General features: G+C 62.0%; 11 protein-coding genes and 1 tRNA gene. 4 read left to right on the top strand and 8 right to left on the bottom strand.

Annotation, left to right across the window (positions count from 1 at the left end; translation table 11 throughout):
• Positions 1–232: 232 nt before the first annotated feature.
• Entirely contained in the window at positions 233–1,528 is a 1,296-nt protein-coding gene (locus ACJO3T_RS08530) for a M18 family aminopeptidase (protein ID WP_406978297.1), read from the top strand.
• Here ACJO3T_RS08530 and ACJO3T_RS08525 read toward each other — a convergent pair.
• The 3 genes from ACJO3T_RS08525 to ACJO3T_RS08515 all read right to left on the bottom strand — a co-directional run bounded on the left by ACJO3T_RS08525 (position 1,525) and on the right by ACJO3T_RS08515 (position 3,613).
• On the bottom strand, positions 1,525–3,156 hold the full coding sequence (locus ACJO3T_RS08525; protein WP_406978296.1) for a methyl-accepting chemotaxis protein: 1,632 nt from the start codon (positions 3,154–3,156) through the stop codon (positions 1,525–1,527). The genes ACJO3T_RS08530 and ACJO3T_RS08525 overlap by 4 nt on opposite strands.
• Before the next feature lie 96 nt (positions 3,157–3,252).
• Positions 3,253–3,480, bottom strand: a complete 228-nt coding sequence (locus ACJO3T_RS08520; protein WP_406978295.1) for a hypothetical protein — start codon at positions 3,478–3,480, stop codon at positions 3,253–3,255.
• Between the two features lie 57 nt (positions 3,481–3,537).
• A tRNA-Asn gene (locus ACJO3T_RS08515) sits at positions 3,538–3,613 on the bottom strand.
• Positions 3,614–3,694: 81 nt separating this feature from the next.
• On the opposite strand from ACJO3T_RS08515, the gene ACJO3T_RS08510 reads away from it, so the two are divergent.
• Positions 3,695–4,705 carry a YheT family hydrolase gene (locus ACJO3T_RS08510; RefSeq protein ID WP_406978294.1) on the top strand — a complete coding sequence of 337 codons (1,011 nt, stop codon included), beginning with the start codon at positions 3,695–3,697 and terminating at the stop codon, positions 4,703–4,705.
• A 12-nt stretch (positions 4,706–4,717) separates the two neighbouring features.
• Here the strand turns inward: ACJO3T_RS08510 and ACJO3T_RS08505 are convergent, their stop codons facing one another.
• A complete protein-coding gene (locus tag ACJO3T_RS08505) occupies positions 4,718–5,392 on the bottom strand; it encodes an arylesterase (RefSeq protein WP_406964787.1) in 675 nt (224 codons plus the stop codon).
• Between the two features lie 80 nt (positions 5,393–5,472).
• Between ACJO3T_RS08505 and ACJO3T_RS08500 the strand changes: the two genes are divergently transcribed.
• On the top strand, positions 5,473–6,192 hold the full coding sequence (locus ACJO3T_RS08500; protein WP_406964667.1) for an ABC transporter ATP-binding protein: 720 nt from the start codon (positions 5,473–5,475) through the stop codon (positions 6,190–6,192).
• The gene (locus tag ACJO3T_RS08495) at positions 6,192–8,678 is read left to right on the top strand and encodes an ABC transporter permease (RefSeq protein ID WP_406978293.1); all 2,487 of its coding nucleotides are present in this window, start codon (positions 6,192–6,194) and stop codon (positions 8,676–8,678) included. The genes ACJO3T_RS08500 and ACJO3T_RS08495 overlap by 1 nt, the downstream gene beginning before the upstream one ends.
• 34 nt (positions 8,679–8,712) lie before the next feature.
• On the opposite strand, the gene ACJO3T_RS08490 is transcribed toward ACJO3T_RS08495, so the two are convergent.
• The 4 genes from ACJO3T_RS08490 to ACJO3T_RS08475 all read right to left on the bottom strand — a co-directional run bounded on the left by ACJO3T_RS08490 (position 8,713) and on the right by ACJO3T_RS08475 (position 12,955).
• Complete coding sequence (locus tag ACJO3T_RS08490) at positions 8,713–9,453, bottom strand: substrate-binding periplasmic protein (protein WP_406978292.1); 741 nt, start codon at positions 9,451–9,453, stop codon at positions 8,713–8,715.
• A gap of 269 nt (positions 9,454–9,722) precedes the next feature.
• Positions 9,723–10,907, bottom strand: a complete 1,185-nt coding sequence (locus ACJO3T_RS08485; RefSeq protein WP_406978291.1) for an iron-containing alcohol dehydrogenase — start codon at positions 10,905–10,907, stop codon at positions 9,723–9,725.
• Positions 10,904–11,464 (bottom strand): SCP2 sterol-binding domain-containing protein, encoded by a 561-nt coding sequence (locus tag ACJO3T_RS08480; protein WP_406964672.1) that lies wholly within the window; start codon positions 11,462–11,464, stop codon positions 10,904–10,906. Before ACJO3T_RS08480 ends, ACJO3T_RS08485 begins: the two co-directional genes overlap by 4 nt.
• A 231-nt stretch (positions 11,465–11,695) precedes the next feature.
• Positions 11,696–12,955: a M48 family metalloprotease gene (locus ACJO3T_RS08475; protein WP_406978290.1), complete on the bottom strand. Its 1,260-nt coding sequence runs from the start codon at positions 12,953–12,955 to the stop codon at positions 11,696–11,698.
• Between the last annotated feature and the right edge of the window lie 125 nt (positions 12,956–13,080).

Raw genomic sequence — 13,080 nt, 5'->3', positions numbered from 1 at the left:
CCACCTGGCCCCTCCGACTGCAGAGTAGTTCTCGGTGTACTGATTTGAAGGCCCCGGACAATCATCCCGGCTCCAGGCCCTCTACCATCGGAGATAACTCGAATTTGGATCGCCGCCCGTCCCTTAAACCTTTGAGGGACTCGGGATACGCTAAAGCCCTCAGTAGAGAGGGCACCGGTTCTCGTGCGATACTTCAGCCAATTGAATTCCCGTTACGAGTCTTTGAGAACCTATGGAACACACCAGCTTCAACCAGAACCTGCTCGATTTCCTCTCTACCTCTCCGACGCCCTGGCATGCCACCGGGAACATGACCCGGATGCTCGACAAGGCCGGGTTTCAGGCCCTGGACGAGCGTGAGGACTGGAACCTGAAGCAGGGGCAGGGCTATTACGTGGTGCGTAACGGGTCCTCCGTCGTCGCCTTCCGCCCCGGAAAACGGTCGCCGCTGGAAGCCGGCATCCGCATGGCCGGAGCCCATACTGACAGCCCCTGCCTGAAAGTGAAGCCCAACCCCGAACTGCGTCGCAAGGGCTTCTATCAGGTGGGCGTGGAAGTCTATGGCGGGGTTCTGCTCAACCCCTGGTTCGACCGGGATCTGTCGTTGGCAGGGCGGGTCACGCTGTTGGACGGGCAGGGCAAGGTGCAGGATTGTCTGGTGGACTTCCGGCGTCCGGTGGCATTTATTCCCAGCCTGGCCATCCATCTGGACCGGGAAGCCAACAGCAACCGCTCCATCAATCCCCAGACCGACCTGCCGCCGGTGCTCATGCAGGTGGCTGACGATGACAAGACCGCCTTTACGGATCTGGTGGAAGCGCAGATCAAGAAGGAGCACCCGGAGCAGGGGATCAGCAGGATCCTGGGTTACGAGCTGAGTTTCTACGATGCCCAGCCGGCCAGCCTGTCAGGGCTGAAAGACGACTTCATCACCTCCGCCCGCCTGGACAACCTGCTTAGCTGCTACATCGGCCTTCAGGCATTGCTGGATGCCTCCGGCGACGAGCCGGCGCTGCTGGTCTGTAATGATCATGAGGAAGTGGGCAGCATGTCCGCGGAAGGCGCCCAGGGGCCGTTCCTGTCGTCGGTGTTGGACCGCTGGTGTGGTCCGGAAAACCGCAGCCGGGCGGTCGCCCGTTCCATGATGATTTCCGCCGACAATGCCCACGGGGTGCATCCGAACTACATTGACCGCCACGACGAGAACCATGGCCCGCTGCTCAACCAGGGGCCGGTGATCAAGATCAACCACAACCAGCGCTACGCAACCAACAGCCGGTCCGCGGCCCTGTACCGGCACATCAGTGACGAACTGGGCCTGCCCCACCAGAGTTTCGTAGTGCGCAGCGACATGGCCTGTGGCAGCACCATCGGCCCGCTGACGGCCGGTAACCTGGGTGTGACCACCCTGGACATTGGTGTGCCACAGTTCGGTATGCATTCCATCCGTGAGCTCTGCGGCACCCGGGATGGCTATACCCTGTACCAGGTACTCAAGGCCTTTATGGGCTGGCCGGAAGTCAATTAACCGGCCAGTCGGATCCGGGAGGAGAGTTCTGTCGCTTCCCGGGCCATGGTGTCCAGTTCCGGCACACGGCGCAGGTTTTCGTCAGCGCTTTCCCGCATCTTTTCGGCGGTTTCCGCCACGTCGGTGACGTTGCGGTTGATGTCATCGGAGACGTTGGTCTGTTCCTCCGCAGCGGTGGCGACCTGGATGGTGGCTTCGTTGATCTGCGCCATGCGATTGCTGATACCCGTCAATGTTTGCCGCACCGCCTCCACGGCTTCGGAGGTTTCGCTGGCGACGATCTCACTGGCCTTCATGAACTCGGTGGCGTCGTTGGAGCCCCGGGTGATGGTCTCCACGATGCCGTCGATCCGTGTGGTAGCTTCCTGGGTCTTGGCGGCCAGGCTGCGCACTTCGTCGGCCACGACGGCAAAGCCCCGTCCGGCCTCGCCGGCGCGGGCGGCTTCAATGGCGGCGTTGAGGGCCAGCAGGTTGGTCTGGTCGGCGATCTCGCGGATCACTCCCATGACTTCACTGACTTTGCGGCCGTCTCCGGCCAGCTTTTCGACGGTTTCCGCGGACAGGCGAATCTGCTCGCTCAGCCGGCCCATGCTGTGACTTGCCTGTTGGGTGCGTTCGTCCGCCGCCATTGCCTCAGTAGAGGCTTCACGGGTTTCGCCGGACACGGATGTGGCGTGATTCGCCACTTCCTGGGCGGTGGCCGACATCTCGTTCATGGCCGTGGCGATCTGCTCGATCCGCTGGTGTGATTGTTCCGAATGGTCTGCAACCTGCCGCGCATTGGTCTGCAGGGCCTGACTGGTATCGGATAGCTGCCCGGAGAAGCGGTTCATCAATGAGCCGGTTTCCGACAGGAATCCATGCAGGTTACGGGCGGCGTCGGCCAGGCGTCCCAGTTCGTCATTCCGTCTGAGGGTGGCCGGGCTGGAAAGGTCACCCTCACCCAGGCGGTAGAGCTGGTCGGTCAGGGTACGTACCGGGCGTACCACGGTGCGTGACAGTACCAGGATGCAGAGCAGGGTCCCGACCAGGATGGCGGCCAGCATGATGATGCCGATCAGGGTGGTATTCCGGGTGACGGATTCGTTCAACGACGATGCATCGGCAAGGGCCTGTTCGCGGATCAGCGTTGACGCTTCTTCAATCAGTTGCGCGGGCTCCCGGTCGATGCCCTGGACCGCCTGGTCGCCTTCCCGGTGGTCGTAGTCGGCGGCAACAAAATCCTCGAAGCCTGCGCGGTAGGCCTGCCCCATGCGCCGGTGGGCGTTCTGGAAGCGGCTCAGGAGCGATCGCGCCTCATTTTCGGGCAGTTGCGGAACAAGGTTGTCCAGAGCTTGCTGTATCTCGGCTTCCTGCTCCTGGAATTGCTGCCAGTAGTTGGCCCTCTGGTCATCGTCACCGCCGCGGATCAGCACATTCTTCCATTCCTGTACCTGGGTCTTGAACCGGTTGAGGACACTTTCGGCTTGCAGGGCGTGGACCATCTTTTCGCTGGCCAGGGCATGGTATTCGCGGTTGGAACTGAGGGAATGGCTGAAGTAGAAAATCGCGCAAATGGCAACCAGCAGGTTCGCGGCCAGAACAACGGAAAGCACACGGCCAAGGATGCTTCGGGAGATAAGATTCATGGGTGGATATTGGCTCCTGGTAGTGACAGGGGGTGTAGTGCGGTGACTGTTTATCGGCGATGGGGGGCGGTATTTGACGATTTTCGTATGAAGGTTTTATGACAGTCGCCGAGTCCAGAACTGCATGGGTTTTGCGGTCTGTTCCTGATCCCCAACATCCGTCCAGGCGTAACCGGTGGTCAGGCCCGGTACCAGCTGGTACCCGCGATGACTGAAGAACAAGAGGTAGAGAAAGGAGCGAAACACCTCAATCCGCAGTTGTGCCACATCGTCCAGGTAGGGCAGGATATCGTTGCCAGTGATCGGGAAAATCTGAATGGTCATGACTACTTCCATAAAAAAACCGCCGACCTTGTCGAAGGCGGCGGCTTTTTCGGAATATGGCTCCCCGAGCTGGGCTCGAACCAGCGACAAACGGATTAACAGTCCGTTGCTCTACCAACTGAGCTATCGGGGATTGGCGTCGAGATGGCGCGCATATTAAGGTCTTTGGGGGGGAGGGTCAAGCCCCTGAAAACACAGGAATCGAAAATCATCCATGTCTGAATCCGTGCTTCCTGACAGCGATAGCAATACCTTCGCCGATGACTCCATTGTGAGCGCCTACCGGGCGCCCTGGTGGCTCAGGAGTGGCCATGTCCAGTCGATCTGGCCGAGCCTTTTCCGGCAGGTGAGGATGGAAGAACCCGCCGTTGAATCCATCCCCACACCCGACAACGATGAGTTGTGGCTCGACTGGTACCGCCAGGGGGCGGATCGGGTAGCCGTTATCAGTCACGGTCTGGAGGGGCACAGCCGCAGGCCCTATGTACTGGGGTTGGCCCGGGCCCTGATGTCCGACGGCTGGGATGTGCTGGCGTGGAACTACCGCTCCTGCGGTGGCGTGATGAACCACCAGCCACGGTTCTACCACAGCGGTGCCACCGATGATCTCGACGTGGTCGTGGACCACGGACTGGCCCAGGGGTATCGGGCCATGGCCCTTGCCGGTTTCAGCATGGGTGGCAACCTGACGCTCCAGTATCTCGGGGAACAGGGGGAGGCGGTGGACAGCCGCATTGCCGGCGCGGTGACCTTTTCCGTGCCTTGCGACCTGGCCGGCGGGGCGGACGTCCTAGCCAGGCCCAGTCGCCGGCTCTACATGTCTCGTTTTATCAACGACCTGCGCGCGAAGATGGCCGAGAAAGCCCGTCTGTTTCCGGACCTGATCTCCATGGATGGTTTTGATGGCATCCGGCGTTTCCACGAGTTCGATGAGCGTTACACGGCGCCGCTCCACGGTTTCGAGGGCGCCCGGGACTACTGGTACCGGGCTTCGTCGCTATTCCGCCTCAAGTATATCCGGGTGCCTGCGTTGATGGTGAATGCCGCTGACGATCCCTTCCTGTCGCAGGACTGCTTCCCGGATTCCCGGGACCTGCTGGGGCCCTGGACGACCCTTGAAATGCCCCGTCACGGTGGCCATGTGGGTTTTGTCCAACGCCATGGTGACGGCTGGTACTGGTCCGATGAGCGGGCCGTGGATTTCCTGGCTCGCCTGGGTGCCTGAGGCTATGGGGAGTTAGTCAGACGTTCCCTGGGCCACGGTCTTGTTCAGTAGCGGTTGTAGATGCGGCCAGACATTCTCCAGCAATTGCGGCTGGGCCTCACCGGTGGGGTGGATGCCATCTCCCTGCATCATGCCGTCCCGGTTATAGATTCCATCCAGGAAGAAGGGAACCAATGCGGTGTCGTGGCGGTCGGACAGTTCCGGGTACAGGTTGGCGAATAGCTGTGTGTACCGGGGACCATAGTTGGGGGGGATCTGGATGCCCACCAGCAACACCCGGGCACCGGCCTTCTGGGAGGCCTCGATCATGGCTGACAGGTTGTCCCGGATGACTGTGGGCTGGAAGCCCCGCAGGCCGTCGTTGCCGCCGAGTTCCAGGATGACAATGTCCGGCTGGTGCTTCTCCAGCAGCTCGGGCAGGCGGCGGGCGCCACCGTCGGTGGTTTCACCGCTGATGCTGGCGTTGACCACCTGCCAGTCCCCGGTGTCCTGTTCGTCCAGGCGTTGGCGCAGGAGGTTGACCCAAGCCGTCTCGGTTTCCACGCCATAGGCGGCGCTCAGGCTGTCGCCCATGACCAGGATGGTGTTGGCCTGGACGGAGGCGGACGCCAGCAATGCCATGCCGGTGAGCAGCCAGAACACGAAAACCGTTGATCTCCGGCGGGAAAATACCGTACCAATAGGCATAGTGAACATCGAGTGTCCTCTTTGCAGGTGAAAAGTGCAGGTTAAGAGTGACAGACACTGAATCAGTTCCCGGAGCAGATGTGACTGACCTTTCAAGTGGACCCAACCAGCCTTCCGAACCGATCCTGACGGTAAGCAACCTGACCCAGCGTGTTGAGCTGGGCCATGAATCACTGACCATCCTGCAAGGGGTCAGCCTTGAAATCAAGCGGGGGGAATCGGTGGCCATTGTTGGCCGCTCCGGTTCCGGCAAGACCACCCTGCTGGGTCTGCTGGCTGGCCTGGATACACCCTCGGAAGGCGAGGTGGTGCTGGAGGGCAAGGCCGTCAGCCGGCTCTCCGAGGACGAGCGTGCGGCCCTGCGGGCCCGCCGGGTGGGCTTTGTGTTCCAGTCGTTCCAGTTGCTGCCGGCTCTCAGTGCCCTGGAGAACGTCATGCTTCCCCTGGAGCTGGCGGATTTTGCCGACCCTGAATCCCGGGCCCGGGACCTGCTGGAGCGTGTCGGCCTGGGCGACCGTCTGACCCATACGCCCCGGCAATTGTCCGGGGGCGAGCAGCAACGGGTGGCCATCGCCCGGGCCTTCGCCTGCGAACCGGTCATCCTGTTCGCGGATGAGCCCACTGGCAACCTGGACAACCAGACCGGGCACGAAATCCAGGAACTGATCATGGCCCTGAACCGGGAGCAGGGCACCACCCTGGTCATGGTTACCCATGACGAGACCCTGGCCGCCCGCTGCGAGCGCCGCCTGACCATTGACGCCGGTCAACTGGAGACGGACCGGGAGGTGCCAGCCTGATGTCAGCCAGCCGTAATCTGGGGTCCGTGGCGCGGGACTGGCGCCAGCGGGATGTCCGGGTGGTACTCAGCGCCCTGGTGATCGCGGTGGCGACCGTGGCCATCATCGCGCTGTTTGCCAGCCAGTTGCAGCGCACCCTGATCACCTCGGCCAGTTCCTTCCTGGCCGGTGATCGCCAGCTTGAGGCGGAGCACGGCCAGCCCATCCCGCCGGAATGGCGGGAGCAGGCCCGTTCCCGCGGCCTTGAAACCGCCCGGATGGTGGAATTTGCCACCATGATCAGTGGTGGCGAACGCTTCCAGCTGGTCTCCGTCAAGGCCGTCAGTGACGACTATCCCCTGAGGGGGCAGGTGGAGTACCAGCCGCATCCCGATGGTGAGCGGCAGGTGCTGGATCACGGTCCGCGCCCCGGTGAAGCCTGGCTCAACCCACGCCTGATGCGCCTGCTGGAACTCGAGGTGGGCGATTCCGTGGAGATCGGTAACCTGACGCTCAAAATCTCCGGGCTGCTGGTGCGGGAGCCGGACGGCGGCTTCAATATGGCCGGGCTGGCGCCCCGGGTGATGATCCATGCGGATGATGTAGACGCCACAGGGGTGGTCCAGGAAGGCAGCCGGGTGGAGTATATCAACCTGTTTGCCGGCGATGAGGCTGCGCTGAATGCCTTTCACCAGTGGCTCGAACCCCGTCTGGAGCCGTCCCATGAATGGGAGAGTATCCGTGACGGCGCCACCCTGTCGGAGTCCCTGGACCGGGCGGAGCGTTTCCTGCTGCTAGGCGGCAGTATCGCGGTATTGCTGGCCTCGGTCGCCGTAGCGGTTGCCAGCCGCCAGTACGCCGTCGGCCAGCGGGACACGGTGGCGTTGCTGAAAACCCTGGGGCTGTCCGGCCAGCGGATCGGGCGTATGTACCTGGCGCGGCTCGCCGTGTGGGGCGTTGTGGGCATGGCTGGCGGTCTGCTGGTGGCCCTGCCCGTGTATGCGTTCCTTAATAACCTGATGGAACAGGTGCTGGAGCAGGACGTGCCCTTCGTGGTGGATGTGCCTGCCCTGGCCCCCGCACTGGCCACAGCGCTGGTGTCCCTGTTCGCGTTTGCCTACCCGCCCATCCGCCGGTTGCGGGAGGTTCCGGCCATGCGCGTGTTGCGCAGCCAGCCGGGAGAACCGGACGGTCGGGCCTGGACCGATATTGCCATTGCCGTGGTGGCGATTTTCGGCCTGGTCTGGCTCTATGCCCGTGAGATCATGCTGGTACTGGCGCTGATCGGTGGCCTGGTGGCACTACTGGGCATCCTGGCGTTCCTGGGCTGGGTGCTGGTGATGGGGCTGCGCCGGGTAACCGGTGGTGGCAATGCCTGGCGCCTGGCCCTGGTGGGGCTGTATCGCCACCGTCGTTCCAGCCTGTCCCAGATTGCCGTGTTCGCCATGACCCTGATGCTGGCCAGCACCCTGGTCCTGGTGCGTTCCTCGCTACTGGCGGACTGGCAGGCGCAACTTCCTGAACAGACGCCCAACCATTTCCTGATCAACATCGCCCCGGAGGCAGTGGACGAGGTGGAAGCCTTCTGGGATGAACGAGGGCAGGTGCTGGATACGGTCTATCCCATGGTTCGGGGACGCCTTACCGAGATCAACGGCGAGCCGGTGCGCCAGGTGGTCAGCAAGGACGACAGCGTGAACGCCCTGAACCGGGAACTGAACCTCACCTGGATGGATGACCTCCCGGAGGACAACCGGATCGTGGACGGCGCCTGGGTCAACGACCAGCAACAGGAAGGGGTGTCCGTGGAGGCGGAACTGGCCGCCGAACTGGGCGTTGAAGTGGGGGATGTACTGGGTTTCACCGTGGGCTCGGACACCATTGCCGAGCCCATTACCAGCATCCGTACCGTGCAGTGGGAAAGCATGAAGCCCAATTTCTACATGGCCTTTCCGCCCGGCGGTGCGCTGGAGGGGCTGCCCGCCACCTGGATCACCAGCTTTTACCTGCCACCGTCCCAGAAGCCGGCGCTGAACGATTTCACGCGACAGTTCCCGACGGTGTCGTTGCTGGAGGTGGACCACATTATCGAGCGCATCCAGCAGATCGTCCGCCAGGTGACCCAGGCCATCGAGGCCATCCTGGCTCTGATCCTGGCGGCATCGCTGGTGGTGATGGCAGCGGTGGTGAGCGCCACATTGCAGGACCGGCAGCGAGAAGGGGCGCTGCTGCGGACCCTGGGTGGTCAGCAGTCCCTGCTGGTACGCAGCACCATGCTGGAATTCGGCCTGGCCGGGTTGATGGCGGGTATCCTGGGCGTACTGGCTGCCGAGACGGCGGTCTGGGCCCTGCAATACCGGATGTTCGGTGGCGAGTTCCGGTGGCACTGGGCGGTGGCGCTGCCAATTCCCCTGGTCAGTGCCGTGGTCCTGGCCCTGCTTGGACGCTGGCAGTTAAGGCCAGTGCTGCAGGTGAGCCCGATGCTATTATTGAGGCGTCTGGAATAGTTGCGGCGCCTGGAATAACAGCGGGCATGACGGGTCAGCGGTACTGGTCCAGTATTTCCTCCAGTTCACCGCTGGCCTTCATCTGCTCAAGCCGATTGTTGAAGGCCTCGACAAATGACGTCCAGCCGGGGCGTACCATCAGCCGATAACCGAACTCGCTGATCGCCCGTTCACTGTGTTTGAACTTGCCCTGCCAGTCGTTCTGGCGGATGATCCACTGGCCGACTGCCATGTCTGCCACACCGGCGTCGATGCCCTGACCAAACAGCAGGAAGGTAAAGATATCCCGGTCCTGGGATACCTCGTATCTTTCCAGGGCGCCACTGTCGAACAGGGGTTGCAGTTCGGGGTACTTGTATCCCAGGGGCGTCACCAGGGTCATGCCCCTCAACGAATGCTCTCCCTGGTACCGGAAGTCCGAATCGGCGGTACTGAAGAATACCTCCCGCACCGGAACAATGGTATCGGTGAACAGGAATCTGTCCGGTTCCGCAGTCCATTCACGGGCACGGGGGGTGGCGTCGATAAGGCCATCCAGCAACAGGTCGTCCACCCGCTTGCGGGGAATCTCGTGGGCCTGCACCCGATATCCCATCCGGTCAGCGATGCGGGTCACCACGTCATAGGCAATGCCGCTGTACTCATGGTCATCGGAGACGATCAGGTAGGGCGGATAGCCACCGGTGGACACATTCAGTTTGAGGACCGGCGCCTCGCTATCGGAGGTGGTTTCGCTGGTCAGGCCGGCAACGGGAAAAACGACGAGAGCGGCCATGACAAGACGGCGGATGGGAGCACACAGCATAGACAACAGAGACCCTGTGGAGGCGGTGGTTCATGTAATTGTCAGACATCCATGCCGCAGGGTTCGGACTGAATGCTCCATGCAAGACCGCCTACCCTGGTCAGCACATTATCCAAAAAATATGCCTGGAACGCATAGACCAAGGTAAGTTGGCTGATTGTCACTGGTTTCGCTATGCGAATCAACCCGGAAAGCGCTGAAAATCCCGGGACTCAGAGCGATTCCTGCCGCGCAGAGTACTAACCCCAGGCTTTTTCAAGTATGTTCTGTATATCTTTCAGTGAGGCCTCACGGGGATTGTAGATAATGGCACCATCATCCAGTGCCTGGCGGGCGATGGCGTCCAGTTGATCTTCCCGGATCTTGCCGGTCTCCCGGAGCGTTCGGGGAAGCTCACAACGGTGGTGCAGCTCATCCCGCAGGTGACGGATAGCGGATATGGTGGCTTCGGCACGTCGGGAGGCGGGCGTTGCGGTCCAGACTTCCGGCCCCTCCAGGTACAGCAGGAGTTCCGACAGCGGCCCGCGTATCTTCTCCAGGTTGTACTCCAGCACATAGGGCAGGTAGAGGCTCATGCACAGGCCGTGGGGCAGGTGGCAGAGGGCGCCGGTGGCATGCCCCAGGGCGTGGACCAGTCCCACCATGGAGTTGGAAAAGGCGATGCCCGCCATGGTGGAGGCTTCCGCCAGATCCAACCGGCCCTGCTCGTCCCTCGGGTTATTCATCACCGTCAGCAGGGAGTGACCGATCTTTTTGACCGCAGCGGTGGCATAGGCATCGCTGAGCGGGTTCTTGGCCATGCAGGTATAGGCTTCGGTGGCATGGGTCAGTGCATCCATGGCCGTGGCGGCGGTAATCTGCGGTGGCAGTGTCAGGGTCATCCGGGGGTCGATGATGGCGGCATTGGGCAGCAGGAACGACGAGGTGAATGGCAGCTTGACCGACCGCTCCCGGTCCGCGATCACCGCCACCGAAGTGACTTCGGAGCCGGTGCCTGCGGTGGTGGGGATGACGAAGAAGGGTCTGAGCGGCCGGGTGAGGACGCCCGCGCCGCTGTACTCGGCGATATCGTCGCCACCCTCGGACACCAGGATGTTGACGGCCTTGGCGGTGTCGATGGACGAGCCGCCGCCAATGGCTATCAGCGCGTCGCACTGTTGCTGGCGGTAGAGGTTGGCGATGTCCCGGACAATGGTGGTGGACGAGTCCGGGGGTACCTCGTCATAGATGGCGGCAATGGTGACGTCGCTTTCCTGACAGGCGGCAATCACCGGATCCAGCAGACCCGCCGAGCGGACGCCCTGGTCGGTCACGATCATGGGGCGGGTGGATGCAATGCCGGTCAGTTCGTAGGGCAGGTGCTCCAGGGCGGCCTGGCCGGCGATAACCTTGACCGGGCAGTAGAACTCGTAATAACGGCTCATATCGGCAGTGCCTCCTTTCTCAGATCCCGGATCATACCGGTGAGCACCCGGCGATAGATGCCGATGGCGCCAGGTACCTTCTCCAGCAAGCCAAGATCCGCCGGGTACTCCTTAACAGCCCGGCTGGCGATCAGTCTTGGCAGGATGATGGACTCCAGACGGTTAAGGATTCGTGTCATGCGGACGCCGTAACCGATATCCCCATCGACCACCATGCGGTCGTTGGCAAAGGCTTCCGTGGTCTTTTCCTGGAACGACAGCACCAGGAAGGCATGGGCCATGTGCTTGAAGCGGATGGACAGGTCCACCTTGCCATCATAGTCACCGCCCAGGTATCGCAACTCACCCTGGCCGGTATGTTCCAGCACCAGCGATGGACCGGATGGCAGCACCATCATCTGGAAGATAAAGCCTTCCGGCAACGGACGGGCGTCGTCGGTCACCTTCTGGTCACTGCGGGAAATGGCCTCCAGGGCGTGGCCCATGAACCGGAACATGGTCCGGACGTACTGTCGTCTGGCCCTGAGGGCGGCGGAACGGGTCAGCTTTGCAAGCATGGGCGGCACCTGTGCTTTGAGCCTGGGAAAGCCTTTGTCGGAAGAATCCACAGATTGACCGTGGCTTTTCCGACCTCTTACTGCCGTTTTAGAGTTATTGCTCTAACAAGTCAATGCCTGAATCAGGGACGGGGTGGGGATGAAAAAGGCCCGGCGGGGGATAGATTCCCGCCGGGCCCTCAGCGTCACGCAGTAGTTTAACGAATCACCCAGACGGGGCACTACGCCTGGTTACTGCAGGTTGGATAGCTTGCGACGGGCTTCTTCGCCGATCTCGCCCCCGGCCTTGGCAACTTCATTGTAGTAGGCGGCCGCCTTGTTCCGGTCACCCCTCTGGGCGGCGATATCCCCCAGTCTCAGGTAGGCGATGGAGGTCGGAACCACCTGGGCGGAGGCTTCCAGGTCCGCCTGCGCCTTATCGATGTTACCCTTGTCCAGTTCATTCAGGCCTCGATACAGGCGATAGCTGAACATCTCCGGATACAGCTCCACGGCGCGGTCGTAGTCTTCCGTCGCTTTCTCGGGGTTTTCCAGTGCTTCCTGGATCCGTGCCCGGGTGGCGAAGAACGCTGCCTCGCGGGGGGCCATCTCGATCGCCTCGTTGACCTTGGCGAGAGCAGCCTGGTAGTCCTCTTCGCCGGCCAGTTTCAGGGCTTCGTCGTGCAGCTCATAGGCGGGCTGTAGACGTTTGGCTTCGGCAATCCTGTCCTGATACTCCTCACGGCCCCGGTAGCCACCGGTGCCGTACTTCTCGGCCAGCTTGCGATTCGCGTCCACGCGGGCCTGGGAAGGCGGGTGGGTGGCAAACAGGCCATCGATAAAGCTGGACTGCTGTCCCTCGGACAGCTTGAGGAAAATCTCCTGAAGCTCAACCGCCGCCTGGGGATCGTAGCCTGCCTCCACCATGTATTCGATGCCATAGCGATCCGATTCCAGTTCGTGGGACTGGCTGTACTGGGCCAGGGCCATCTGGCTGCCGACGGCCGCACCGCCCATGATCAGCCCGCCCCACTCGTTGTCCCCGAGGGCCAGGCCAATTCCGGCCATGCCGGCACTCAGCAGCATCCCCTGTTGCATCCGTTGTACGCTGTGACGGGCGGCGGCATGAACGATCTCATGGCCCAGCACCGAGGCTAGCTGGGCCTCGTCTTCCAGCTTGACCAGCAGGCCCCGGTTGATGGCGATCTTGCCCCCGGGAAGGGCCCAGGCATTGGGCACGCTGCTGTTGAGTACGGCGAACTCGTAGGGCAGGTCGGGGCGATCGCTGACTTCGGCCAGCTTGTTGCCCACCTCCTGGATGTAGACGGTCAGTTCCGGGTCCAGGTAGAAGCGCCCGCCCTGGGTCTGGATGGTGGGCTGGTAGTTCTCCCGCCCCATCTGGTGTTCCTCACCCTCTCCAATCAGCGACAGTTGCGTCTTCCCGGTTACGGGATTGGTGGCACAACCGCTGGTCATCATGATCAGGGCGCTGATCAGAAATAGAAGAGCCATCCTGGCCCTGCTGGAATAACATGGTTTCACTGGGATCTCCTTGCCAGATTACGTCTTTGGTCCTGTAATGTTGTCCTGACCGTCCGGTTTTCCGGGGGCGGTGCCGGCCCTCGCGGAAAGTGCGG

This window comes from Marinobacter shunpengi (genome assembly GCF_045449715.1).
Taxonomy (GTDB): Bacteria; Pseudomonadota; Gammaproteobacteria; order Pseudomonadales; family Oleiphilaceae; genus Marinobacter.
Note: the sequence above shows the minus strand (reverse complement) of the source record. Positions and strands in the feature narration are given on the sequence as shown.